The organism is Streptomyces sp. 63XJN7_1_ISO-PGPR-S23-121 (assembly GCF_056173025.1).
Genome location: NZ_CM149653.1, coordinates 215,856 through 237,685 on the forward strand (window position 1 = coordinate 215,856; position 21,830 = coordinate 237,685).

At 73.5% G+C, this 21,830-nt stretch carries 23 protein-coding genes and 1 pseudogene; 7 read left to right on the forward strand and 17 right to left on the reverse strand.

The window, feature by feature from the left end; genetic code table 11:
* Positions 1–17: 17 nt before the first annotated feature.
* Positions 18–1,877, forward strand: coding sequence for a S9 family peptidase (locus AC0VYN_RS01025; protein ID WP_475534376.1), 1,860 nt, complete (start codon positions 18–20; stop codon positions 1,875–1,877).
* Between the two features lie 190 nt (positions 1,878–2,067).
* Here AC0VYN_RS01025 and AC0VYN_RS01030 read toward each other — a convergent pair whose 3' ends face one another.
* The 4 genes from AC0VYN_RS01030 to argG all read right to left on the reverse strand — a co-directional run bounded on the left by AC0VYN_RS01030 (position 2,068) and on the right by argG (position 7,319).
* Positions 2,068–3,966, reverse strand: a complete 1,899-nt coding sequence (locus tag AC0VYN_RS01030; protein WP_475537053.1) for an NAD-binding protein — start codon at positions 3,964–3,966, stop codon at positions 2,068–2,070.
* A gap of 288 nt (positions 3,967–4,254) precedes the next feature.
* Positions 4,255–5,316, reverse strand: a complete 1,062-nt coding sequence (locus tag AC0VYN_RS01035) for a PucR family transcriptional regulator (RefSeq protein WP_475534377.1) — start codon at positions 5,314–5,316, stop codon at positions 4,255–4,257.
* A 93-nt stretch (positions 5,317–5,409) separates the two neighbouring features.
* Positions 5,410–5,700 (reverse strand): zinc-ribbon domain-containing protein, encoded by a 291-nt coding sequence (locus tag AC0VYN_RS01040; protein WP_475534378.1) that lies wholly within the window; start codon positions 5,698–5,700, stop codon positions 5,410–5,412.
* Positions 5,701–5,873: 173 nt separating this feature from the next.
* Complete coding sequence (gene argG, locus AC0VYN_RS01045) at positions 5,874–7,319, reverse strand: argininosuccinate synthase (RefSeq protein WP_385467098.1); 1,446 nt, start codon at positions 7,317–7,319, stop codon at positions 5,874–5,876.
* A 114-nt stretch (positions 7,320–7,433) separates the two neighbouring features.
* Between argG and AC0VYN_RS01050 the strand changes: the two genes are divergently transcribed.
* Positions 7,434–8,141 (forward strand): response regulator transcription factor, encoded by a 708-nt coding sequence (locus tag AC0VYN_RS01050; protein ID WP_475534379.1) that lies wholly within the window; start codon positions 7,434–7,436, stop codon positions 8,139–8,141.
* Positions 8,142–8,174: 33 nt separating this feature from the next.
* Here AC0VYN_RS01050 and AC0VYN_RS01055 read toward each other — a convergent pair whose 3' ends face one another.
* From AC0VYN_RS01055 to AC0VYN_RS01090, 8 genes are all read right to left on the reverse strand, one after another.
* Positions 8,175–9,812 carry a sensor histidine kinase gene (locus AC0VYN_RS01055; protein ID WP_475534380.1) on the reverse strand — a complete coding sequence of 546 codons (1,638 nt, stop codon included), beginning with the start codon at positions 9,810–9,812 and terminating at the stop codon, positions 8,175–8,177.
* A 211-nt stretch (positions 9,813–10,023) separates the two neighbouring features.
* Entirely contained in the window at positions 10,024–11,286 is a 1,263-nt protein-coding gene (locus AC0VYN_RS01060) for an ABC transporter permease (protein WP_475537054.1), read from the reverse strand.
* Between the two features lie 11 nt (positions 11,287–11,297).
* Positions 11,298–11,996, reverse strand: a complete 699-nt coding sequence (locus AC0VYN_RS01065) for an ABC transporter ATP-binding protein (RefSeq protein ID WP_475534381.1) — start codon at positions 11,994–11,996, stop codon at positions 11,298–11,300.
* On the reverse strand, positions 11,993–13,258 hold the full coding sequence (locus AC0VYN_RS01070) for a peptidoglycan-binding protein (protein ID WP_475534382.1): 1,266 nt from the start codon (positions 13,256–13,258) through the stop codon (positions 11,993–11,995). The genes AC0VYN_RS01065 and AC0VYN_RS01070 overlap by 4 nt, the downstream gene beginning before the upstream one ends.
* A gap of 2 nt (positions 13,259–13,260) precedes the next feature.
* Positions 13,261–13,860, reverse strand: a complete 600-nt coding sequence (locus AC0VYN_RS01075; protein ID WP_475534383.1) for a hypothetical protein — start codon at positions 13,858–13,860, stop codon at positions 13,261–13,263.
* 120 nt (positions 13,861–13,980) lie between these two features.
* Positions 13,981–14,853: a hypothetical protein gene (locus AC0VYN_RS01080; protein WP_475534384.1), complete on the reverse strand. Its 873-nt coding sequence runs from the start codon at positions 14,851–14,853 to the stop codon at positions 13,981–13,983.
* Positions 14,854–15,125: 272 nt separating this feature from the next.
* Positions 15,126–15,263: a DUF397 domain-containing protein gene (locus AC0VYN_RS01085; protein WP_475534385.1), complete on the reverse strand. Its 138-nt coding sequence runs from the start codon at positions 15,261–15,263 to the stop codon at positions 15,126–15,128.
* Positions 15,220–16,134, reverse strand: coding sequence for a helix-turn-helix domain-containing protein (locus AC0VYN_RS01090; protein ID WP_475537055.1), 915 nt, complete (start codon positions 16,132–16,134; stop codon positions 15,220–15,222). The genes AC0VYN_RS01085 and AC0VYN_RS01090 overlap by 44 nt, the downstream gene beginning before the upstream one ends.
* A 178-nt stretch (positions 16,135–16,312) precedes the next feature.
* Between AC0VYN_RS01090 and AC0VYN_RS01095 the strand changes: the two are divergent.
* Positions 16,313–16,749: pseudogene (locus AC0VYN_RS01095) on the forward strand (ATP-binding protein).
* A 19-nt stretch (positions 16,750–16,768) separates the two neighbouring features.
* On the opposite strand, the gene AC0VYN_RS01100 reads toward AC0VYN_RS01095, so the two are convergent.
* Positions 16,769–17,122 carry a VOC family protein gene (locus AC0VYN_RS01100; protein ID WP_386919396.1) on the reverse strand — a complete coding sequence of 118 codons (354 nt, stop codon included), beginning with the start codon at positions 17,120–17,122 and terminating at the stop codon, positions 16,769–16,771.
* A gap of 82 nt (positions 17,123–17,204) precedes the next feature.
* On the opposite strand from AC0VYN_RS01100, the gene AC0VYN_RS01105 reads away from it, so the two are divergent.
* Both AC0VYN_RS01105 and AC0VYN_RS01110 read left to right on the forward strand, forming a co-directional pair.
* Positions 17,205–18,035, forward strand: a complete 831-nt coding sequence (locus AC0VYN_RS01105) for a M55 family metallopeptidase (protein ID WP_475534386.1) — start codon at positions 17,205–17,207, stop codon at positions 18,033–18,035.
* Positions 18,036–18,065: 30 nt separating this feature from the next.
* Positions 18,066–18,614 carry a GNAT family N-acetyltransferase gene (locus AC0VYN_RS01110; RefSeq protein ID WP_475534387.1) on the forward strand — a complete coding sequence of 183 codons (549 nt, stop codon included), beginning with the start codon at positions 18,066–18,068 and terminating at the stop codon, positions 18,612–18,614.
* Between the two features lie 101 nt (positions 18,615–18,715).
* Here the strand turns inward: AC0VYN_RS01110 and AC0VYN_RS01115 are convergent, their stop codons facing one another.
* The 3 genes from AC0VYN_RS01115 to AC0VYN_RS01125 form a co-directional block, all read right to left on the reverse strand.
* Positions 18,716–19,141: a PIN domain-containing protein gene (locus AC0VYN_RS01115; RefSeq protein ID WP_475534388.1), complete on the reverse strand. Its 426-nt coding sequence runs from the start codon at positions 19,139–19,141 to the stop codon at positions 18,716–18,718.
* Positions 19,138–19,416: a ribbon-helix-helix domain-containing protein gene (locus tag AC0VYN_RS01120; RefSeq protein WP_475534389.1), complete on the reverse strand. Its 279-nt coding sequence runs from the start codon at positions 19,414–19,416 to the stop codon at positions 19,138–19,140. Before AC0VYN_RS01120 ends, AC0VYN_RS01115 begins: the two co-directional genes overlap by 4 nt.
* 64 nt (positions 19,417–19,480) lie before the next feature.
* Positions 19,481–19,834, reverse strand: a complete 354-nt coding sequence (locus tag AC0VYN_RS01125; protein WP_475534390.1) for an HNH endonuclease — start codon at positions 19,832–19,834, stop codon at positions 19,481–19,483.
* Here AC0VYN_RS01125 and AC0VYN_RS01130 point away from each other — a divergent pair.
* Together AC0VYN_RS01130 and AC0VYN_RS01135 are read left to right on the forward strand one after the other, a co-directional pair.
* Positions 19,753–20,205 (forward strand): helix-turn-helix domain-containing protein, encoded by a 453-nt coding sequence (locus AC0VYN_RS01130; protein WP_475534391.1) that lies wholly within the window; start codon positions 19,753–19,755, stop codon positions 20,203–20,205. The genes AC0VYN_RS01125 and AC0VYN_RS01130 overlap by 82 nt on opposite strands.
* Before the next feature lie 58 nt (positions 20,206–20,263).
* Entirely contained in the window at positions 20,264–20,764 is a 501-nt protein-coding gene (locus AC0VYN_RS01135; protein ID WP_475534392.1) for an ImmA/IrrE family metallo-endopeptidase, read from the forward strand.
* Between the two features lie 101 nt (positions 20,765–20,865).
* Here AC0VYN_RS01135 and AC0VYN_RS01140 read toward each other — a convergent pair whose 3' ends face one another.
* Positions 20,866–21,678: an 8-oxoguanine DNA glycosylase OGG fold protein gene (locus tag AC0VYN_RS01140; protein WP_475534393.1), complete on the reverse strand. Its 813-nt coding sequence runs from the start codon at positions 21,676–21,678 to the stop codon at positions 20,866–20,868.
* Between the last annotated feature and the right edge of the window lie 152 nt (positions 21,679–21,830).

Genomic DNA, 21,830 nt, shown 5'->3' on the forward strand with positions numbered 1-21,830 from the left:
CGAGGCACTATGGGGCCATGACTGAGAGCAACGGGCCGGTCTCACCGGATCGGCAGGACGCGCGGGACGTACGGGACGGCGTGCGGGGGCAGGGCGAGGGGATGCCGGACTGGGAGAAGCGGTTCCGGGCACCGCGCGTCTCGCTGCCCGACTGGGCCGAGGACGCGCCGGACCGCTCCCTGTTCGTGTCGAACGCGACGGGGACGTACGAGCTGTACGCCTGGGACCGCTCGACGGGTGAGCAGCGGCAGGTCACGGACCGGCCCAACGGCACGACGGACGGCGTGCTCTCCCCGGACGGCGCGTGGATCTGGTGGTTCGACGACAAGGACGGCGACGAGTTCGGCGTCTGGCGCCGCCAGTCCTTCGCGGGCGGCGAGGACGAGCTCGCGGTGCCGGGCCTCGACCCCTCCTACCCGGCGGGCCTCGCCCTCGGCCGGGACGGGCGCACGGCGGTGATCGGCCGCTCGACCGACGAGGACGGCACGACGATCCACCTCGCGCACACGGGCGGCGCCCCGTCGGAGATCTACCGCCACCGCGAGTCGGCGGGCGTCGGCGACCTCTCCCACGACGGCACGCTGATCGCGATCGAGCACACCGAGCACGGCGACGCCATGCACTCGGCGCTGCGCGTCCTGCGCCCGGACGGCACGACCGTCGCCGAGCTCGACGACACCGACGGCGGCGAGAAGGAGCTGGGCCTGGAGGTCCTGGGCTTCGCTCCAGTCGACGGCGACACCCGCCTGCTCATCGGGCACCAGCGCCGTGGCCGCTGGGAGCCCCTGGTGTGGGACGTGCTGAGCGGCGAGCAGACGGACCTGGCGCTGGAGCTGCCCGGCGACGTGAGCGCCGAGTGGTACCCGGACGGCAGCGGTCTGCTGATCGTGCACGGCTTCGAGGCCCGCAGCGAGCTGTTCCGCTACGACTTCGCCGAGCGGGAGCTGGTGGAGGTCGGGACCCCCGCGGGCACCGTCTCCGGGGCGACGGCCCGTCCCGACGGCAGCGTGGAGTACCTGTGGTCCTCGGCCGCCGAGCCGTCGGCGGTGCGCTCCACGACCGGCCGGGTGGTGCTCGACCCGCCCGGCATGAAGTCGCCCGGCTCGGTGCCGGTGGAGGACGTGTGGGTGGAGGGCCCCGGCGGCCGCGTCCACGCCCTGGTGCAGAAGCCCGCGGGCGCGACCGGGCCGCTCCCGACCGTCTTCGACATCCACGGCGGGCCGACCTGGCACGACAGCGACTCCTTCGCGGCGGGCCCGGCGGCCTGGGTCGACCACGGGTACGCGGTGGTCCGCGTCAACTACCGCGGCTCCACCGGATACGGCCGGGCCTGGACCGACGCCCTCAAGCACCGGGTCGGGCTCATCGAGCTGGAGGACATCGCGGCGGTGCGCGAGTGGGCGGTCGCCTCCGGCCTCGCCGACCCGTCCCGGCTGATCCTCACCGGCGGCTCCTGGGGCGGCTACCTCACCCTCCTCGGCCTGGGCACCCAGCCCGAGGCGTGGACCCTGGGCATCGCCGCCGTCCCGGTCGCCGACTACGTCACCGCGTACCACGACGAGATGGAGGGGCTGAAGGCCCTCGACCGCACGCTGCTCGGCGGCACCCCCGAGGAGGTCCCCGACCGCTTCGAGGCGTCCTCGCCCCTGACCTACGTGGACCGGGTCAAGGCCCCGGTGTACATCTCCGCGGGGGTCAACGACCCGCGCTGCCCGATCCGCCAGATCGAGAACTACGTGGAGCGGCTCGAGGCGAGGGGCGCGGTCCACGAGGTCTACCGCTACGACGCGGGCCACGGCTCCCTGGTGGTCGAGGAGCGCATCAAGCAGGTGGCCCTGGAGCTCGACTTCGCGAAGCGGCACCTCCCGCAGGGTTAGTCCCCGGCGCCGAGGCCGACCCGGGAAAGCGGCTTTCCGGCCACCCGGATCGGCCTCGGGTGTGGCCTCCCGGCCGCCCGGGCCGGCCCGGGGCCCGGCCTCTCGGCCGACCGAGTCGGGCGGTGGGTGGGCGCAGGCCGGGGGTCCAGGGGGCGGAGTCCCCTGGCCGGGGCTGTGGGGGCCGGCGTCCCTACAGCCCCGCCCGCTGTCGGGCCCGCCGTCCCAGCAGCTCGGCCAGGCCCGTCCGGGTCGCCGCCAGGACCACCCGGTCCTCGCCCCGCAGGACGTACGTGTCGGGCAGCTCCCACACCAGCCGGGACTCCCGGCCCCTCTCCGCGCCGGCACCGGCACCCGCACCGGCACCGTCCCGCCCCTCACCGGGCACCTCCAGCGCCAGCACCCGCCACGCCCCCGCCCGGAACGCCTCCCCGACCGTCCTCCCCTCGAGCTGCGGATGCCCCGCCACCCGCACCGCCGCGAACAGCAGCACCCGCCGCTCCACGGGGATCGCCCCCAGGATCTGGCGGCCCGTCATCGCCCCGGCGAACGCGGGCGCGGCCAGGTGGGTCACGCTGCGGCTGCGGGTCAGCGCCCCCGGGTGCGCGCCGCGCAGGGTGCGGTACACGGCGGTCGCGAAGTCGTCGTCGTACAGGCGCAGCACCACGCGCAGGTCGGGCCGCACGGACCGGCCGTACAGCACCGCCTCCAGGTTGGTGGTGTCCACGCTGGTCAGCGCGAGCAGGGAGTGCGCGCGGTGGATCTTGGCCGCCTCCAGGACGCCCTCCTGGGTGACGTCGCCGAGCACCACCGGCACCCGCAGCCGCCGTGCGGTCGCCATGCCGCGCGCCTCGGGGTCGCCCTCGACGCACACCACGGGGATGTCCATCTCCCGCAGCCGCGTCAGCACCCGTGTGCCGATCTTGCCGAGGCCGAGCAGGACGACGTGGCCGCCGAGCCCGCGCGGCGGCTTGCGCAGCGAGGAGGCGCTGCGGAAGGTGCCCAGGGCCTCCAGCACCGCCGCGAGCAGCACCGGCAGGAGCAGTAGCCCGACGAAGCCCGAGAGCAGTTGGAGGACCTGCTCCCCGGAGTCCTTGTTGTGCGCGGGCTCGTTGATGGCGAACAGGTCGAGCAGCGTCACGTACGTCGCGTGCAGGGGATGGTCGCCGGTGAGCACCATGAGCGCCACGGCGAGCGCGACCACGCAGGCCGCCAGGCCGAACAGCGACCACCGCAGCCGCCGCGAGAACAGCGAGGCGAACGGCGGCACCGCGGCCCGTCCGGCGGGCAGCGGCGGCCCCGAGTAGGACACCTGCTCCAGGACGACGGTGCCGCGTCCGGTGGCGGCCTCCACCGCCGCGGCGTCGGGCAGCAGTTGCGGCCCCTGCTCGCCGCTGCCCTCCGAACCGTCGGCGCCCGCGGGGTCGTTGCTCGTCGCGGACAGCAGGGCCAGGGTGCACAGCCCGGGGTCGGCGACCTCGCCGGCGCGCGGCGGCTGCCGTTCCACCGCGCGCAGCAGCAGCCCGTCCGTCTGGACGACCTTGCTGGTGCCGACGAGCGCGGTCGCCGCGAGGGCGGGTGCCGCCGTGTCGGCGTCGGAGAGCACGGTCGTGGAGGCCTCGACGCCGTCCGGTCCGGCGGGGCGCCCGTCGCCGGCCGCGAGCGCGGCGCTCTGGTCGAGGAGGGCCTCGATGTGCTGCCCGAGCCGCCGGTTGTACAGGCGCAGGACCAGCCGCAGCCGGGGGTTGAGCCGGCGGGCGGTCAGGGCGGCGCGGATGTTGGTCTCGTCGTCGTCGTAGACGAGGGCGAGGGCGGCGGCCCGGTCGACGCCGGCCTCGGCGAGGACGTCCTCGGTGGGCTCGGCGGCCTCCAGCTCCCGCCCGAGGCCGCCCGTGTCGCCGTTGCCGGTGCGGTTGACGGCCGCGTTGAAGCGGTCCAGCAGCGCCGCCGAGGCCGCGCGGGCCCTGCCCACCACGGGCTGGCGCACCCGGCCCACGGAGGGCGGGACGACGAGCGTGACCTGCTCGCCGTAGACCCCGCGCAGTTCGGCCGCCAGCCGGTGGGCCAGCCCGTCGTCGCCGCACACCACCATGTGCGCGGACGCGTCGCCGGGCGCCCCGCCCGGCGGTACCTGGTTCGGAAGGCTCACCACACCGGAGGAGACTGCCCGAGCGGCCCGGCCGGTTCCAGAGGGCGAGGCGGCACTGAACACGCGTGAAGATTGCCGGACTGCGGCAGTGACGTACCGTCAACTGCCGTGCCACGATGCGTTCATCGAAGCTCAGCGACGGGCGGGACGGGGGACGGCACGCAGGGGCCGGCTCATCGGGCCGGGCACCACGGGGGACGTGCCGCCCGCCCTGTCGCTGATCTTTGACGTTCAGATCTCCTGGGCGGGCCAGCCCAGGAGCCGGGCCCCGATGACCGCGGTCTGCAGGGTGTAGCGGTCGGCGGGGTCGGCCGGGTCGGCCCCGGTCAGCTGGTGGATGCGGTCCAGCCGGTAGGTCAGCGCCCGCGCGCTGAGCGCGAGGCGCCGCGCGGCCTCGGCCGCGGTGCACCCGGCGTCGAAGTACACCTCCAGGGTCCGCAGCAGCGGCTCGGCACCGCCCCGGGCGCCGCGCAGCGGGCCCAGCACGCTCAGGACGAGGTCGGCCATGGCCTGCCGGTCGCGGGTGAGCACCGGGTAGACCAGCAGGTCGGCGGCGCGCACCACGGGTTCGTCGAGTTCCAGGCGGTCGGCGAGTTCGAGGGTGCTCAGCGCCTCCTCGTAGCTGTGCACCACGCCGCCCGCGCCGGTCCGGGGCCGGCCGACGGCGACGCGGCTGCCTTCCGTGGCGGCGTAGGCCTGCTTGGCGAAGAAGGCGAGGATCTCCTCCTGGTCGCCGGGCGCGATGCAGATGAGCCGGCCGTTCTTGGTGGCGATCACGATGCGCCGGTCCCCGAAGCGGGCGATGAGCGCGGTCTCGACGAGCCGGGTGACGGGCGAGGTGTCGTCGTACGCCTCGGGCCCCTGCGCCACCGCCACGGCGTGGGCCCGGGACAGCACCAGGCCGAAACGTTCCGCCCGCTCCGCGAGGCGCCCCAGGTCGCTGCGTCCGTACAGCAGGTCGTCGATGAACTCCCGCCGCGCGGCCTCCTCCTGCCGTACGGCGAGGCGCTGGGCGCGCTCGTATCCCTCGGCGAAGGCGTCGACGGCCTGGCCGACGGCGCCGAGCACGCTGTCCGCCGTGCCCGCGCTGCCCGCCTCGCCGGGCCAGTGGGCGCGGGTGGCGTCCAGGTGCCCCCGGACGAGGGCGCGCAGGCTGTGGCCCTCCTCCGCGGCCTGTTCGCCGAGCCGCCGCCGCTCCTCCAGCTCGTCACGGTTCAGCCGGCGTCCGGTGGCGGCGGCCTGCGCGAGTATCTCGGCGTACCCGGTCAGATACGCCTCTTGCCGTTCCTCCACGCCCCGCCTCCCCCTGCCGGTCACGCCCGGTGCGCGAGTCCGGCAACGAGAGGGTATGCAACGCTGCCGGGAACCGGCAACGCGGGCGGGGGCCTAGGACTGGTACGGCTGCTGCTGCGGCTCTCCGTACACGGGTCCGCCCTGTCCGACGGCCGCCTGGGCCTGGAGCTGCTCGGCCTGTTCCCTGGTCACCCGCTGCTCGGCGCCGCAGAAGGTGCACTGGAGCGCGTACTTCGTGGAGAAGGGGAACAGCGGCACGAAGAACAGGGTGAACTTGACGACGCGCTTCCTGAGCGTGTGCGCGGAGGGGGTGCCGCAGGAGCGGCAGACCAGCGTCAGTATCGCGAGCTGGTAGAGGTATCCCTTGGTGCCGAAGATGATCACGGGGCGGGTCCTTCCCGGTTGGGTGCCTGTGGGTCAGGAGATCCTCTCCCAGAGTGCGCCCGGGCCGCCCCCGGGGACCACTCGGACCGCTCCGGTCCTCCCGCGCACGGCGAGGGGCCGGTCCGGCGCCTGTGCGCCGGACCGGCCCCTCGGCCGTGGATCGGGCGTCCGCGTCAGTCCGTGCCGGACTCCATCGCGGCCCGGTCCAGCAGCTCGTCCTCGCCGGAGACCTCGCCGCGGGAGGCGATGGCCTCGGCGCCGCCCTCGGGCATGGCGCCGATCAGCCCGGTCGCCGCCGCCTGCGCGGCACCGATGGCCGGGTTGGCGGTGCCGATCAGGCCGAGGCCGGCGTACTGCTCCAGCTTGGCGCGCGAGTCGGCGATGTCGAGGTTGCGCATGGTGAGCTGGCCGATGCGGTCCACCGGGCCGAACGCGGAGTCCTCGGTGCGCTCCATCGACAGCTTGTCCGGGTGGTAGCTGAACGCCGGGCCCGTGGTGTCGAGGATCGAGTAGTCCTCACCGCGCCGCAGCCGCAGCGTGACCTCGCCGGTGACGGCCGAGCCGACCCAGCGCTGGAGCGACTCGCGGATCATCAGCGACTGCGGGTCCAGCCAGCGGCCCTCGTACATCAGCCGGCCGAGCCGCCGGCCCTCGGCGTGGTACTGGGCGAGGGTGTCCTCGTTGTGGATCGCGTTGACGAGGCGCTCGTAGGCCGCGTGCAGCAGGGCCATGCCGGGCGCCTCGTAGATGCCGCGGCTCTTGGCCTCGATGATCCGGTTCTCGATCTGGTCCGACATGCCCATGCCGTGGCGGCCGCCGATGGCGTTGGCCTCCATCACCAGGTCGACGGGGGAGGCGAACTCCTTGCCGTTGACCGACACCGGGCGGCCCTGGTCGAAGCCGATGGTGACGTCCTCGGTGGCGATCTCGACCGACGGATCCCAGAACCGCACGCCCATGATGGGCTCCACGGTCTCCACGCCGGTGTCGAGGTGCTCCAGCGTCTTGGCCTCGTGGGTGGCGCCCCAGATGTTGGCGTCGGTGGAGTACGCCTTCTCCGTGCTGTCCCGGTAGGGCAGGTCGTGGGCGACCAGCCACTCCGACATCTCCTTGCGGCCGCCCAGCTCGGTCACGAAGTCCGCGTCCAGCCAGGGCTTGTAGATCCGCAGGTGCGGGTTGGCGAGCAGGCCGTAGCGGTAGAACCGCTCGATGTCGTTGCCCTTGAACGTCGAGCCGTCGCCCCAGATCTGGACGTCGTCCTCGAGCATGGCCCGCACCAGCAGCGTGCCGGTGACCGCGCGGCCGAGGGGCGTGGTGTTGAAGTACGCGCGCCCGCCCGAGCGGATGTGGAACGCCCCGCAGGTCAGTGCGGCCAGCCCCTCCTCGACCAGTGCCGCACGGCAGTCGACCAGGCGCGCGATCTCGGCGCCGTAGGTCTTCGCACGGCCGGGCACCGAGGCGATGTCGGGCTCGTCGTACTGACCGATGTCAGCGGTGTAGGTGCACGGCACGGCGCCCTTGTCGCGCATCCACGCGACCGCGACGGAGGTGTCGAGGCCGCCGGAGAAGGCGATACCGACGCGCTCACCGGTGGGCAGGGAGGTGAGGACTTTGGACATGGAAAAAGTATGCATCACGTCGCATGGTCATGCAAGCCGTGGATCGGAGCCGGGGCGCGGGGCTGCCTGTACTACGGTGCTGGACATGCGCGGGGCCTGGGTGGGGGAGAAGCGGTGAGCGCTCGGATTCTGGTGGCGGAGGACGACGAGAAGCAGTCCCGGCTGATCCGGATCTACCTGGAGCGGGAGGGCAACGCGGTCCAGGTGGCGGCGGACGGCCGCGCGGCGCTGGAACGGGCCCGGTCGTCCGCGCCCGACCTCATCGTCCTCGACGTGATGCTGCCGCTGGTCGACGGACTCGACGTGTGCCGGATCCTGCGCGCCGAGTCGGACGTGCCGATCCTGCTGCTCACCGCCCGCACGACCGAGGAGGACATGCTCCTCGGCCTCGACCTCGGTGCCGACGACTACCTCACCAAGCCCTACAGCCCCCGCGAACTCACGGCCCGGGTACGGGCGTTGCTGCGCCGGTCCGGGAAGAGGGCCGGGGCGGCGGAGCCCGCGGTGCTGCGCGTCGGCGACGTGGAGGTGGACACCGCGCGCTTCGAGGTCCGGGTGGCGGGGCGGCCGGTGACACTGACCGCCAAGGAGTTCTCCGTCCTGGAGGCCCTGGCCAGGGAGCCCGGCCGCGTCTTCACCCGGGCGCAGATCATCGAGCGCGTCTTCGGCTTCGACCGGGACGTGCAGGAGCGGACCGTCGACGCGCACGTCATGAACCTGCGCCGGAAGCTGGCGACCGAGCCCGGCATGCCCCACCGCCTGGAGACGGTCTACGGACGCGGCTACCGCCTCGCGGACGGCACCGGCCCGGCGCGCCCCTGACCCGCCGGGCCGGGTCGCGCGGCGGCGGCCGGTTCAGCGCGCCACCAACCCGTCCCCAGCGGTCGGCACGGCGAGCGTGAACACCGTCCCCACCCCGACCTCGCTGCGCACCTCGACACTCCCGCCGTGGTCGGTGACGATCTGCCGGGCGATGGACAGCCCCAGTCCGCTGCCCCCGGTCGCCCGTCCCCGGGAGGGGTCCGCCCGCCAGAAGCGGTCGAAGAGGTGCGGCAGGTCCTCGGCCGGTATGCCCGTGCCGGTGTCCCGCACCTCCACCGCGGCCCGTCCGCCGCTCACACCCAGGGCCAGGGTCACGGTGCCCCCGGGCCCCGTGGCGCGCAGCGCGTTGCCGAGGAGGTTCCCGACGGCCTGGCGCAGCCGGTCCGGGTCGGCGGTGACCCGCACCGGGTGCGGCGCCGCCAGTTCCAGCGTGACCCGTGCCGTCTCGGCCTGGGCGAGGTGTGCGGTGCGGCAGGTGTCGAGCAGCTCGCGCAGATCGACCTCGCACGGGTGGTACGTGAGGGCGCCGGCCTCCGCGAGGGCCAGGTCCTGGAGGTCGTCCACGATCCGCTGCTGCAGCAGCGCCTCCTCGTGCAGGGAGGCCAGCAGTTCCGGGGTCGGCTCGACGACACCGTCCCGCAGGGCCTCCAGGTAGCCGCGCAGATTGGCCAGCGGGGTGCGCAGCTCGTGCGCGATGTCACCGGTGAGGCGGCGCTGCCCCTCCTCGCCGGCCTGGAGGGAGTCGGCCATGCGGTTGAAGGCGCTGCCGAGCCGCGCGATCTCGTCCCGCCCGGAGACGGGGACGCGCCGGCTGAGGTCGCCCGCGCCGAGCCCTCCGGCGGCGAGCGTCATGGCCCGTACCGGGCGCAGCACCGCGCGGCTGAGCAGCAGCGCGCCGAGGACCGTGGCGAGGGCGACGCCGGCCGCGACGGCGACGGTGGGGGCGGCGGGCAGGGTGGGCGGCGACTCGTCCCGGACGCCGACGCGGACCTCCAGGCGCGGCGGGGCGGCGGACCGGACGCGCTCGTTGAACACCCGCCGTACGCAGGCGGCGAACCGCCCGTCGGCGGTGCACGGTCCGAGCGCGTCGAGGTCCTGCCGGGTCAGCGGGTCCGTCCCGCCGTCCCCCGGCTCGCGGCACCGCGCGGGCCGGTGGCCCGTGGCGACCCGGGGCACCCCGTTCCGGTCCGGCCGGGTCGTCACCTCGGCCCCGGCCCGGGTCAGGCAGGCCGCGTACGCGGCCGTCGCCCGGTAGTCGGCCATCGCGGCGGCGGCCTGTTTCAGCACCATCCGCGGCACCTGCCCGTCCGGCACGCGCAGCACCGGGCGCGGGTCCACGAGGACCGGGGGCCGGCCGGACGGCGGCCGGGGGGTCCGGCCCGCGAGGGCGTCCGAGTCGGCGAGCAGGACGCCGGTCTCGGTGGCGACGCGGACGCGCTGCCCGGTGGCCCGGGCCAGCCCGGCCACGGTCGGGGAGAGCCCGTCCCAGGTGCCGTGCGCGAGTCCGTACGCGCGCAGCTCGCCGGTGATCCGGGCGACGTCCTGCTGCCCGGCGCTGACGGTCTCCCGCACCTGGCGGTTGGCCTGGCGCAGGGTCAGCCAGGCGGTGGCCGCGGTGGCGGTCAGGGCGACCAGCATGAGCAGCCCCAGCACCCGGACACGGAAACTCATGACCGTCCTCCCCCCGCACCGCCCGCCGGAACGCGAACGCGTGCGCTCGACGAAAACCCCCTCGGCCGGACCTGCACGGTACGGGACACCCGGGCGCCGCCCGGAGCGCCGCCGCTCCCCGCCTCGGACGTGGCCCCGGCCCGGTCGTGGCCCCGGCCCGGACGTGGCCCCGGTCCGCACGGGGACCGCGTCCCGGCCGGGACGGTCCGGCTCAGCTCCCGGCCAGGGCCTCCGTCGGGGACAGCCTGCTGGCCCGTACCGCCGGATACAGGCCCGCGATCACGCCGATGGCGAGCGTGGCGGCGACCCCGGCCGCGCTCGCCCAGACCGGCACGACCGTCGGCCAGCCGCGGCTGAGGGCGTAGCCGGCCGTGATCAGCGTCCCGGCCGCGGTCCCGCCCAGCCCGCCGATCAGCGACAGCAGCAGCGACTCCGCGACGAACTGGGTGCGGATCTGGCCCCGGGTCGCGCCGAGGGACCGGCGCAGGCCGATCTCGGGGCGGCGTTCCAGGACCGAGATGACCATCGTGTTGCCCACCCCGACCCCGCCGACCAGCAGCGCCACCCCGCCGAGGCCGAGCAGCAGGCCGGTCAGCGCCGACTCCGTGGCCTCCCGCGCGGCGAGCGCGTCGGAGGGGCGGGAGATCTGCACCTCGCCGGGTCTCTCGGGGTGCGCCGTGGCCGGCAGGACCGCCCGTACGGCCGCGACGCGGCTGTCCTGGGCGCGGACGTAGACCGTCGAGGGGTGCCCGTCGAAGCGGAGCCAGGTCCGGGCCGCCGGCCAGCCGACCAGCGCCGCGCTGTCGATCTCCGGCGCGAGCGGCACGGGATCGAGCACCCCGACCAGCGAGAACCAGCGCTTGCCGAGCCAGAGCCGGGTGCCGGGCGCGTACACGTCGAGCCGCCGGGCCGCGGTGGACCCGAGCACGACGGCCGGGTAGTCCTGCGTCGCGGAGTCCAGCCACCGCCCCCTGCGGACGTGCCCGCCGACGGCCGGCAGCAGCTCGGCATCGGCGGCGAGGACGGTGAGCGAGCCGGTGCGGCCGACGGCGATGTGATCGTTGCGGTAGACGTCGACGCCGGTGGCACCGGTCGCCGCGGCCCGCTGCACGGGCGGGATGCGGCGGATCATCGCCACGGACTCCGGGGGCAGTTCGGCCGCCGCACCGGAGGCCGTCTCGCCCGGGGCGACCCGCAGCAGGTTCGTGCCGAGGGCGTCGAGCCGGCGGTCCACCTCCGCCTGCCCGGACCCGGAGATGCCGACCACCGCCAGCATCGCGGCCACGCCGATGGCGATGCCGAGCGCGGACAGGAAGACCCGCAGGGGCCGGGTCCGCAGCCCGGTGCCGCCGAGCCGTACGACGTCCGCCGGGCCGAGCCGCGCGGCACGCAGCGGAGAGCGCCCCCGTCCGGCCGACCGCGACCGCGGGGTGCCGGGGCCGGCGTCCGTACCGCTGTCCTTGCCGCGGTCCATGCCGTCGTCCGTCACCGCGGCACCCCGATCGCCGTGCCGCGGGCCGTGTCGCCGACCAGCCGTCCGTCGCGCATCTCGACCCGGCGCGGCAGCCCCGCGGCGATCCCGCGGTCGTGGGTGATGACCACGACGGTCGTCCCGGCCGCGTTCAGTTCCCGCAGCAGGGCGAGGACGGTGGCGCCCGACGCCGTGTCGAGGTTGCCGGTCGGTTCGTCCGCGAGCAGGACCGACGGGCCGCCGATCACCGCGCGGGCGACCGCGACGCGCTGGCGTTCGCCGCCGGAGAGCTGGTGCGGGAGGTGGTGCACGCGGTGGCCGAGTCCGACCCGGTCCAGTGCGGCCGCCGCCTCGGCCCGGCGGCGCCGCTGCGGGACGCCCGCGTAGAGCAGGCCGTCCGCGACCGAGTCGAGCACGGGGACGCCGACCGCGAGGTGGAACTGCTGGAAGACGAAGCCGATCCGGGTGGCCCGCAGGGCGGACACCTCCCGGTCGGACAGCCCCGCCACGTCGTGCCCGTCGACGAGCACGCGGCCCGCGGAGGGGCGGTCGAGGCTGCCCATGAGGTGCAGCATGCTCGACTTGCCGGAGCCCGACGGGCCGACGACGGCGACGAGTTCACCGCGCTCGATGCGCAGGCTCACGTCCCGGACCGCCGCCACACCGCCTGGGTAGGTCTTGGAGACCTCCTCGAACCGCACGACCGCCGTCACTCGGGGATCCTCACCTTCATGCCCTCGCGGACCGCGGGGCCGCTGACCTCCACCTTGCCGTCCGCGAAGAGCCCGGTCCGCACGGCGACGAACCGCCCGTCCACGGTCTCCAGGCCGTGGCCGCCCTCGGCCAGGGCGACCAGGGCGGACACCGGAACGGCCAGGACGTCCTTGACCTCGCGGCCCACGTACTCGACGGTGACCGGCCCGCTCTCCAGCCGTCCCAGGGCCTTCTGGTCCCGGAGGGTGACGGTCACCGGGACCGTGGCGGGCTGTCCCGCCCCGCCCTCCCCGCCGCCATCGCCGCCTTCGCCCTCGGCCGGGGACGCCTGCCTGCCGATCGCCGCCACGGTGCCCGGCACGGACGTACCGGTGGGCAGCCGGACGGTGACGGACGCGCCGCGTACCGCCCAGGCGGCGTCGGCGGCGGAGGCGTCGACGACGACCTTCCGTGCCGTGTCGGTGTAGGTGAGGGCGTTCTCGCCGACCGCCGCGCCGGGGCGGACGCCGGCCCGGCCGATGCGCACCCTCCCCGCGGAGTAGATGACGTCGCCCACCCCGACGGTGCCGGTCTCCTCCACGCCGAGGGACCTCTGCCAGCGCCGGACGGCGTCGGCGGTGCCGGCGGTGAACGTCTCGTCCACGGTGAACCCGGTGTAGCCCAGGGCGGCGAGGTTGGCCTCGAACTGCATGACGTCCATCCCCCGCATCTCGCGCGGCTCCGGCCGCACACCGGCACCCCCGCTCTCACCTGCCGGCTGCTCACCCCCGGAGCCCCGGCCCCCCTGATCCTGGTCCCGCCCACCGGCTTCGTCCTGACCGGCGCCCCGGTCGCCCGCCTCCTCCGTCTCCTCCGTGCCCAGTCCGAGGGACCGGTACATGGGGAGCGTCCCGTACAGGAGGACCACCGGCCGGTCGTCGACCCGGAGCAACTCCTCGCCGCGTCCGACCGTCGCGCCCTGCTGGGGCAGTTGAGTGACGGTCCCGTCCGCCTTGACCGGCAGCGGCAGCTCCGTCCCGTACCCCAACTCCCCTTCCACCTGCGTGCGTTCGGTGAGCGTCGTCCGGGCCACGGCGACGAGGGAGCCCGACCGGGGCGGTGCGCCCGGGCCCTCGTCCCCGCCGCCGCCCAGCCCGAGCGCGCCGACCACCGCGACCACCGCCACCACGACGGCGGCCGAGGCGATGAGCGCCGTGCGCCGTCCGCGCGGCGGACGCGCCGCGAGCCCCGTCACGTGCGCGTCGTCCGTCTGCGCCGTCATCGTCAGCCCTTGGCCGGCGGCCGGCCGGTCGGGTCGCCGCTGATCGGCGCGCAGACCCGCGCCGCGCGCTGGGCACCGGCCGAGCTCTGGTCCCACACGGAGACGCCCGAGTTGTCGTTCTCCGGATACCCGTCCGGGCCGGGGTCGGGGTAGTCGGGGGCGCCGTTCTTCTGCATGCACGCCGCGTAGTCGCGCGCGGCCTTGATCTGCTCGGCGCTGAGCCTGGGCCGGGGGTTGATGAGCTCCTCCAGGCCCTCGGGCAGAGGCGGATCGACCGAGGCGCACTTCTCGGTGGCCGTCAGGAACTTGGGGTTCTTCTTCATGGCCCGTACGGCGTCCCCGTTGCCGTAGTCGATCTGGCCCTTGTCGTCGGGGTCGTCGAGGTCGATGCCGTTCCGGCGCATGCACGCCACCCACGCGCGCTTGCCCTCCACGTACTCGGCCAGCACGTCTTTGCCCGCCTCCGGCTTCCCGGCCGGCGCGGAGGCGCCGCCCCCACCGGCCGACGGCACCTCGGCCCCACCGCCGTCGCCCCCGCAGCCGGCCAGCCCCCACACCGCGACCGACGCCACCGCACCCAGCAGCACCCGCTTCGCCCTCATCGGTTCTCCCGCCTCCTCACCCCACCCGGCCGCGACCGCGACGGGCAGCCCGAAGGTAGGCGGCGACCGATGAAGAACCTTTGAAGAACCTGTCACCCGACGATGCGGGCCGCTGTTCGCTCAGCCCGCCGCGCGGAGGTCGGGTGCGGGGCGGCAGTCGCGGCAGTGGCCGGGGGTCTGTGCGCGGAAGGCGCGTTCGCAGCCGTCGCAGGTCTGGAAGGGCAGGACGGCCGGGTGCTCCGCCGCCCGGGGGAGCGGGCGCGGCGGCGCGGGGAGGGGCGTCTCCCTCAGGCGGAACGCGAGGATGCCCGCCGGGCGGCTCAGGAGGCGGTCGGGGAGCCGTGCGGTGAGCGAGTCGGTGATCTCGTGGGCCGTGACACCGGCCGCGAGCCACCGGGTGACGTCCGGCGCGAGCCGCACGGCCTCCCGCTCCGACAGGACGAGGCGCGGATCGACCGGGCGGAGCGCCGCCAGCACGGCGACCGCCCGCGGATCGGCGTCGGCCGGCGGACCGGCGTCGGCCGGCGCTACGGGCTCCTGCGGAGCGGGTGCGGGCGTCGCGGGGGGTACGGCTTCCTCGGTGGCCGCCCGCGCAGGGGGCCGGGCCCGCTTCGGCCGCTCGGGCGGGGCGGACGGGGCGGGGCCGCCCGGTACGTCGGAGAAGTACGTCCGGGTGCGGATCCGCCCGCCGGCCACCCGCTCACGCCGCCGTTCCAGGTACCCGGCGGCCTCCAGCTCCCGCAGCGCCCGCGAGACGAGGATCTCGCCCTCGGTGAAATGCTCGCACAGCGCGGCGATGCTGACGGGAGCGCCGTCGGGCAGGGAGAGGATGTAGACCGCCACGCCGATCGTGACCGCGCTGCCGCGCCGCTGGGCGAGGGCGTTGGAGATCACCGTGAAGTCGGCCGTGAGCCGGGTGCGGAGGTGGATCACGCCGGAGGTCGGAGCTCCGGCGTCGGCGCGCAGGCGCGCGTTAGACTGCGAGTCAGCCATCGGGAAGGCGTTCACTTCCTGATCGGTCAGGCCCTCGATCGGGATTGCCGTCCCGGCCGGGGGCCGTCGTCCATCTGCGGTTGTCGCGGCGAACGTAACCGCCCGCATCCCGCCCCCGCAAGCCGGTCACTCGGACGGGTGACGAGGCCGGGAGGGCGGGTGGGCGGGTAGTTCTTTCCCCGGTTCTTTGAGGAGGTCAGTGGCCCACCGGCCCCTCGCGAACGAGGCACCGGCGGACCCGGAGGGCAGTCGGCGACCGATGCCCGGTTGACTCAGAGGCGGGGCGAGGCGGCCTTCAACTCACCTATGAACGCCGCCCACGCATCCGCCCGGAAGGCCACGACGGGCCCTTCGGAGCGCTTGCTGTCACGGACGGGGACGAGGGAGAGAACTCCGTCGGCCACCTCCACGCAGTTGCCGCCCTCCTGATTGCTGTAGCTGCTCTTGCGCCAGGCGGCGCCGTTCAGATCGGGACGGGACATTCGCACCACGGTTGTAGCCCTCCATCACGGATCGGATCATGTCGAGCGACATGAGTGGCGGCAGGGCATCCGCCCGTAGGCGATCGTAGGTCAGCGAGAAGCGCCTGACCTCGGCCGGATCCTCGATGAGTTGGCCGTAGTGTGCGCCCTCGGTGTAGGCGACCTCCGAGCCGTCCGGCAACGTCAGAACCGTCAGAGATCCCCCCATCGCATCGTGCTCTCCCTGGTCGAACGGCAGCACCTGCACCTTGATGTGGCGCTCCGTCGCCGCCTCCACCACCCGCTCCAACTGCTCCCGCATGACAGCGCGTCCACCGATCGGTCGCTTGAGGACCGCTTCGTCGAGGACCACCCACAACTCCGGCCGGTCGGGCGAGCCGAGCCGTTGTTGCCGACCCATGCGGGCACCGATCCGTTCCTCCAACTGCTCCGCACCGTTGAGCGTGAGCCCGACACTCAGTACGGCTCGCGCGTAGTCCTCGGTCTGCAAAAGACCGGGCACGAGATGCGACGCGTACTCGCGAATGGACACGGCCCGCTCAGCGTGTCCGATAAAGGAACGCGACCAGTCGGGAAACGCCTCCCGATACACGTACGGCCACAGCTCGACGAGCAAGTCGTCCGCGCCGAGGGCGGCGTCGAGGGCCCGCGCCAGCTCCAGCGTGGGCTTCGCGCCGGACGCCCGCTCGATCTGGGTGATCCGCGTGCCCACCACATGCGTCCTCGCGCCGAGCTCCGCCTGGGTCAGTCCGGCCGCCGTACGGAGCCTGCGTACGCGCGCGCCGAAGAGCGCGGCCATGGACGCGCTCGGGTCAATTGCGTTGGCCAAGGCGTCACTTCCGTTGCTTACGAGCCGAAAGGTAAGGCTGTGTCACCTTTCGAGCGTAGGCCGACGGGACGACTCTTGAACGCGGAACGTGACGACGCGTGCGCGCTGCGCGCCGTCGTCCAGATCGACGGACAAGGACGTGCCAGCCGTGCTGACAGGAACGACCACCTCGCCGGACGACCCCGGAGCCGCCGTCACCGGCGAACCCCTGACGTTCAGGCGGCAGTTCGCCTCCACCCCGCTCGGCGCCCGGCTGGCCCGGCACCTGGCCGTACGGTGCCTGGAGGAGTGGGGCCACCCGCCGGAGTCGGACGTGTCGGGTGCGGCGGCCGGGTCCCGGGCCACGACTTCGGCCTCCGGCTCGACCTGGACCGGACGGCGGGCACGCTCCGCATCGAGGTCGCGGACGCGGCCTCCACCAAGCGGCCGCCCGCGAGTCCGCCGACGTCACCGCCGGAAGGGGAGTCGGGCCGGGGCCTGTTCCTGGTGGACATGCTCGCCACCCGCTGGGGCGCCGAGCCCCGGGACCCGGTGGGCAAGACGGTCTGGGCGGAGGTGGACATGCCGGCCGGCGACAACCGGTGAGGTGGGCGGCGGCGGTCGCCTACTGCTGCCGGCGGCCGAGGACGCAGAACTCGTTGCCCTCGGGGTCGGCCAGGACGACCCACGACTGGTCACCCTGGCCGATGTCGACGCGCTGTGCGCCGAGGGCTTCGAGGCGGGCCACCTCGGCGTCCTGGTCGTCCGGCACGAAGTCGAGGTGCAGCCGGCTCTTGGCCTTCTTGGGCTCGTCGAGCAGGACGAACTCGAGCCCCGGTGCCTGGCCCGCCTCCGGACGGATCGCGAACTCCACGTCGGAGGTGTGGACCACCACCCACCCGAGAGCCTCGGCCCACCACTGTCCCAGGGCCGCCGGGTCCGCCGAGTGGACGATCACGTTCTGCCACTTCAAGGTCATGATCCGAGCTTAGGCTTGCCGGGGCCGGCGGAGCAGGCACTTTTTTCCGTCCCGAAGCGACTTGGCTCGAGGAGACTGCGCAGTGCGTATCTACATCAGTGCGGACATGGAAGGCATCACGGGGCTCGTGGATGCCGACGACGTCCAGCCAGGCGGCCGGGACTACGAGCGTGGGCGGCTGATGATGGCGGAGGACGTCAACGCCGCGATCCGTGGCGCCGTCACGGCGGGCGCCACGGAGATCACCGTCAACGACGCGCACGGCCCGATGCGCAACATCCTGCCCGAGGCGCTGCATCCGGCGGCCCGCCTCGTGCGCGGCAAGCCCAAGCAGATGGGGATGCTCGAAGGCCTCACCCCGGAGCGCGACGCCGTGGTCTGCGTCGGCTACCACGCGCGGGCCGGCGCGCTCGGCGTGCTGAGCCACAGCTTCATGGGGCACGAGATAGAGGACATGTGGCTGGACGGCCGGCCCGTGGGCGAGATCGGCCTCGCGCACGCCACCGCGGCCGCCATCGGCGTACCGGTGGTGGCCCTCACGGGTGACGACCGCGCGTGCGCGGAGATGGACGAGTGGGACGCGTCGGTGACGACCGTGCCGGTGAAGTACGCGCGGGACCGGTTCGCGGCGGAGCTGCGGCCGGCGGAGGAGGCACGGGCGGCCATCGAGAAGGCGGTCGCCGCCCGCCTCTCCACGGTGCCGGAGACGCCGGAGGCCCCTGCGGACCCGTCCGTCCTCACGGTCCGCTGGCAGTCGGCCTCGGTGGCCTCGACGCTCCTCGGGATACCGGGAGTCACGTCGGTGGACAGCCGGACCGTCCGGGCACGGGGCGCCCTGCCCGGCCTCTACCGGCTGTTCGGCGTGTGGATGCGGGTGGCGGCCTCCCTGACCAACCAGCCGCCGTACTGCTGACGTCGGCGCCCCGCTGTTAGCGTGCGCCGGATGGAAGATCTGGAATCCACGGCCTGGCCGCCCGAGTCGATCAGGACCGAGAGGCTCGTGCTCCGCGAGTCCGAGGCCCGGGACCGCGCGGCGTTCGTCGACCTGTACGCCTCGCCCGAGGTGCACACCTACCTCGGCGGCCCCCGCCCGCGGGCCGAGCTCGAACGCGAGATGCCGGAGGTGCCAGGGCGGCGCCCGGGGCACTTCGTCGTCGACCTCGACGGGGCGATGATCGGCCAGATCCTGCTCAGGCGGGCAACGGGACACGGCCGCCCGGCTGCCGAGGGGAAGCCCGATCTCGGCTACCTGTTCCTGCCGCGGGCGTGGGGCCACGGGTACGCCACCGAGGCGTGCGCGGCGGCACTCGGCTGGCTCTCCGGTGCCCTGCCCGGCGAGCCGGTGGTGCTCACCACCCAGACCGCCAACACCGGCTCGATGCGCCTGGCGGCGAAGCTGGGCTTCACCGAGGTGGAGCGCTTCGAGGCCTGGGACGCCGAGCAGTGGCTCGGCATACGGCCCCCGGCCGCGCCGGCAGCCGCGCTCGGGTAGGGCGGCCCCGGGACCCCGCCGCCTGCGCACGACCGCGCCGTCCGCCGCCTGGCGTCGGAGGCTGCCGCGCCGGCGCTGGCGCTGGAGGGGTGCGGGTCGGGTCACACCTTCTTGACGACGATCGTGTCCGGGAGCAGCTTCTCCAGGTCGTCGACGTCTGAGGTGAAGACGGTGACCTGTCCGCTCTGCTGTCGCGCGATGACGGCGAGCACGGCGTCGATCGCGTACTTGTGGCTGTGCAACTTGGCGTCGGCCAGGAGTCGACGCGCCTTACGGGCCTCGTCCTTCCCGATGTCGACGACCTGGAGCCGGGACAGCACCCAGTCCCAGCGCTGCTCGGTCGTTCTGCCGTCGTACGCCTCGACCAGTGTCAGCGGGGACGTCACCACCTCGGCTTCACCGCGTGCCGCGAGGTCGAGCCAGGCGATCATCTTCCGGTCGCCGCGCACCGCGAGGGACAGGGCTTCACAGTCCAGTACGAAGACGCGGAGGGGCCGCTGTCCGTGCTCACCGGCTCGCTTCTTCACGCAGCCTCTCCGGCGTCGTGCTGTCCGGTGGTTCGGCGCCGCTCGTGTTCGGCGTCGAGTTCCTCCAGTTCGCCGAGGGCTGCCGCATGCTCGTCCTCGGTGACGGGTCCGTGTTCTTCCTGCAGCCAGTCGACCAGTTCCGCGAGCCGGTCCCGGTCGCGTTTGAAGCGCAGTGCTTCGGTGACATACGCCGACAGGCCCCGCTCTGCCGCGTCCGCGCGGATCTCGTCCAGGAGATCCTCGGGGATCGTCACGGTTACCTTCTTCGTCGCCATACAAGAGACCATACTTCCGGTATCGCACTCCTTACCAGCGGGTCACGTGATCGACGCTCGGCGATCAGGCGGCCGGGACGGGGCGTGGGCTGCCGTGGAAGACCTGGCTGGTGTGCCAGGAGCGGTGGGCCGCCGCGACGGGACGGGCACCCGCTTGGGGTCCGATGAGCGGGCGGCCGACGAGCGCTATGACGTGCTCGCGGGCGGCGGGGCTGTGGCCGACGAAGCGCTGCGAGACCAGAATGCGGTGACTGTCACCGATGCCGAGGACGCCCTTGTCGAAGAGCTTGTGGTGCAGCGAGCACAGGCACAGGCCGTTGTCCGTCATGGCCACCCGTGTCCTCGTGTCCTCGGCCAGGGCTACGCCTACCTGCTCACTGCACGGTCTGGGACGGCTTCCACGCGCCCCGACTGACACAGGCGCGACGTCTCGCCGGGCTCACGAAGCGTGAGGTCGCGGACGGCATTGATGTGTCGGCAGCTGCTGTAGGTCAGTACGAGGCAGGCACCAGCCGCCCTCGCCCTGAACTGATCCCTCGGCTCGCTGAAGTGTTGGACGTGCCGATTCAGTTCTTCGTCGCAGGCCGGCCGATGGGCAAGGTCGATACCTCCATGGCGCACTTCCGGGCTTTGCGTTCCGCCTCTGGGGCCCAGCGCGAGCGAGCCCTCGGCTTCGTCGAACAGGTATGGGAGCTTACTCATGCCCTCGAGAAGCGGGTGCAGCTTCCAACCGTGAACCCTTCCGGGCTTCATGGGTGGCGAGGTGTGCCCCGGGATCGACCTACCTGACGACCCCGTGGGTGCTGCGCGAGCGCTCCGGCGCCACTGGAGACTGGGTGACGGACCGGTGCGCCATCTGGCGCGCCGGATGGAGTCACACGGCCTCATCGTGGTGGCACCTGTAGAGGCTGACGAGGCGGCATCCAAGGTTGACGCCTTCTCCAGCTCCGGCCTACTGCGTCCTGTCGTCGTGCTCACGCCCAATCGCGCTGATGATGTCTACCGATATCGCTTCAGCGCGGCCCATGAGCTTGGGCACCTGGTCCTCCACGCAGGTGCCACTGGTGACAACCGTTTGGAGCGCGAGGCAGATGCTTTCGCCGCCGAGTTCCTCGCCCGTCAGAAATCGATCCCTCCTCTGCTGTCGCGGCGGGTGGACCTGGCACAGCTGGCCGGCCTGTCCCAGACCTGGGGCGTGTCGGTGAGTTCGCTTATCTACCGGTACCGGGAACTCGGGCTCGTCTCAGACGCGACGATCAGCCGCGCGTACCAGCGACTTCGGGTTAGCGGGCAGCCGGGCAAGCTCCACCCGTTCGGGTGCGGCATCAGTCATAAGGTCAAACGCTAGCCACTGGCTCCGCTTCCTACGGGGCGTTTCAGAGGATCGCGCCACCTTGTGACGGTCTGCGCCGCCCTCGGCCACTCGGTTTGCCATGTCTTGCTCACCACTCACGGTCGAGCGGAACTGGCCCCATCGACGGTAGCGGCAGGCACTGACAGGCGGGTGGGTTGATAAGGGAGCCGGATTCTGCTTTGGGATCCCAAAGAGGCCGAATCCTCGGGGTCCGGCGCGAACAGCCAGCGCTCGATCTCATCGGCGCCGATGCGGCGTCCGAGCCGCTGACTTTCCTCCTGCGACCAGCGCTGCAGCAGCGCGCAGTACCGGGCGTAGGTGCTCGTCGGCCATTCGCTGTTGCCGAGCGAGCCCCACTGGCAGGCCCTTCTGAGCGTGTCGGCGACACGGGAGTCCAAGATCAAGCACGGGTGGTCCAGGGCGCCGCCGCCGACGAAATACAGGACCTTGGTCGAGAAGGCCGGGCCCAGATGTGCGATGGCGTTGCGGCCTCCTGGGCGCAGAGCTTCGTAAGCCTGCCCCGGATCCTCGCGGGCCGCCAGTAGGGCCTGGCGAAGAGCCGCCGTAGCCGATGGCAGGCCATCCGCCACAGCTCGGATGCGCTTGCGGTTGTGGCGGAGCTTCATGCCGCTGCCCCAGGCAAGGGTCCGCCACAGGAATCGCAGCAGCTCCTCTTCCGAATCCAAATCGAGGCTGGCTGCATGCGCGAAGAGGTCGCCCCGGCTGAGATGCGTGGTGCCTGGGCCAGTTACGGGAGCGCCAGGCAGGTGAGCGGCGGCTACCTTGGAGTTCCACCAGTGGGCAGGTATGGCAATGGTGTGATCGTCGATCCGCTCTGACCTCTGCTGGGCAAGAGCCTCACGGCACGCGTGTGGCAACTGCAGGCGAGACAGGTCGGTGGGTGTCATGCAGCCATCCTGCCCGGCTATGGGCGGGCAGGATGGCGACTCTGGTACCCCGCTTGCTGCGGGCTGCTCCTGCTGAATACAGCTGCGGGAAGCTCTGCGTAAGGCACTGCCGGACTGATTCGGCTGTTGTCACCGCGATCAGGAGGCGGCTC

What these genes read in the sequence shown, in the direction of transcription:
- AC0VYN_RS01060 (WP_475537054.1), bottom strand. Translation starts at nt 11,286, where the DNA reads ATGGACCGCGGCAAGGACAGCGGTACGGACGCCGGCCCCGGCACCCCG.
- AC0VYN_RS01080 (WP_475534384.1), bottom strand. Translation starts at nt 14,853, where the DNA reads ATGGCTGACTCGCAGTCTAACGCGCGCCTGCGCGCCGACGCCGGAGCT.
- AC0VYN_RS01110 (WP_475534387.1), top strand. Translation starts at nt 18,066, where the DNA reads ATGGAAGATCTGGAATCCACGGCCTGGCCGCCCGAGTCGATCAGGACC.
- AC0VYN_RS01030 (WP_475537053.1), bottom strand. Translation starts at nt 3,966, where the DNA reads ATGGTGGTGTGCGGCGACGACGGGCTGGCCCACCGGCTGGCGGCCGAA.
- argG (WP_385467098.1), bottom strand. Translation starts at nt 7,319, where the DNA reads ATGTCCAAAGTCCTCACCTCCCTGCCCACCGGTGAGCGCGTCGGTATC.
- AC0VYN_RS01100 (WP_386919396.1), bottom strand. Translation starts at nt 17,122, where the DNA reads ATGACCTTGAAGTGGCAGAACGTGATCGTCCACTCGGCGGACCCGGCG.
- AC0VYN_RS01025 (WP_475534376.1), top strand. Translation starts at nt 18, where the DNA reads ATGACTGAGAGCAACGGGCCGGTCTCACCGGATCGGCAGGACGCGCGG.
- AC0VYN_RS01070 (WP_475534382.1), bottom strand. Translation starts at nt 13,258, where the DNA reads ATGACGGCGCAGACGGACGACGCGCACGTGACGGGGCTCGCGGCGCGT.
- AC0VYN_RS01140 (WP_475534393.1), bottom strand. Translation starts at nt 21,678, where the DNA reads ATGACACCCACCGACCTGTCTCGCCTGCAGTTGCCACACGCGTGCCGT.
- AC0VYN_RS01120 (WP_475534389.1), bottom strand. Translation starts at nt 19,416, where the DNA reads ATGGCGACGAAGAAGGTAACCGTGACGATCCCCGAGGATCTCCTGGAC.
- AC0VYN_RS01055 (WP_475534380.1), bottom strand. Translation starts at nt 9,812, where the DNA reads ATGAGTTTCCGTGTCCGGGTGCTGGGGCTGCTCATGCTGGTCGCCCTG.
- AC0VYN_RS01090 (WP_475537055.1), bottom strand. Translation starts at nt 16,134, where the DNA reads ATGGCCGCGCTCTTCGGCGCGCGCGTACGCAGGCTCCGTACGGCGGCC.
- AC0VYN_RS01075 (WP_475534383.1), bottom strand. Translation starts at nt 13,860, where the DNA reads ATGAGGGCGAAGCGGGTGCTGCTGGGTGCGGTGGCGTCGGTCGCGGTG.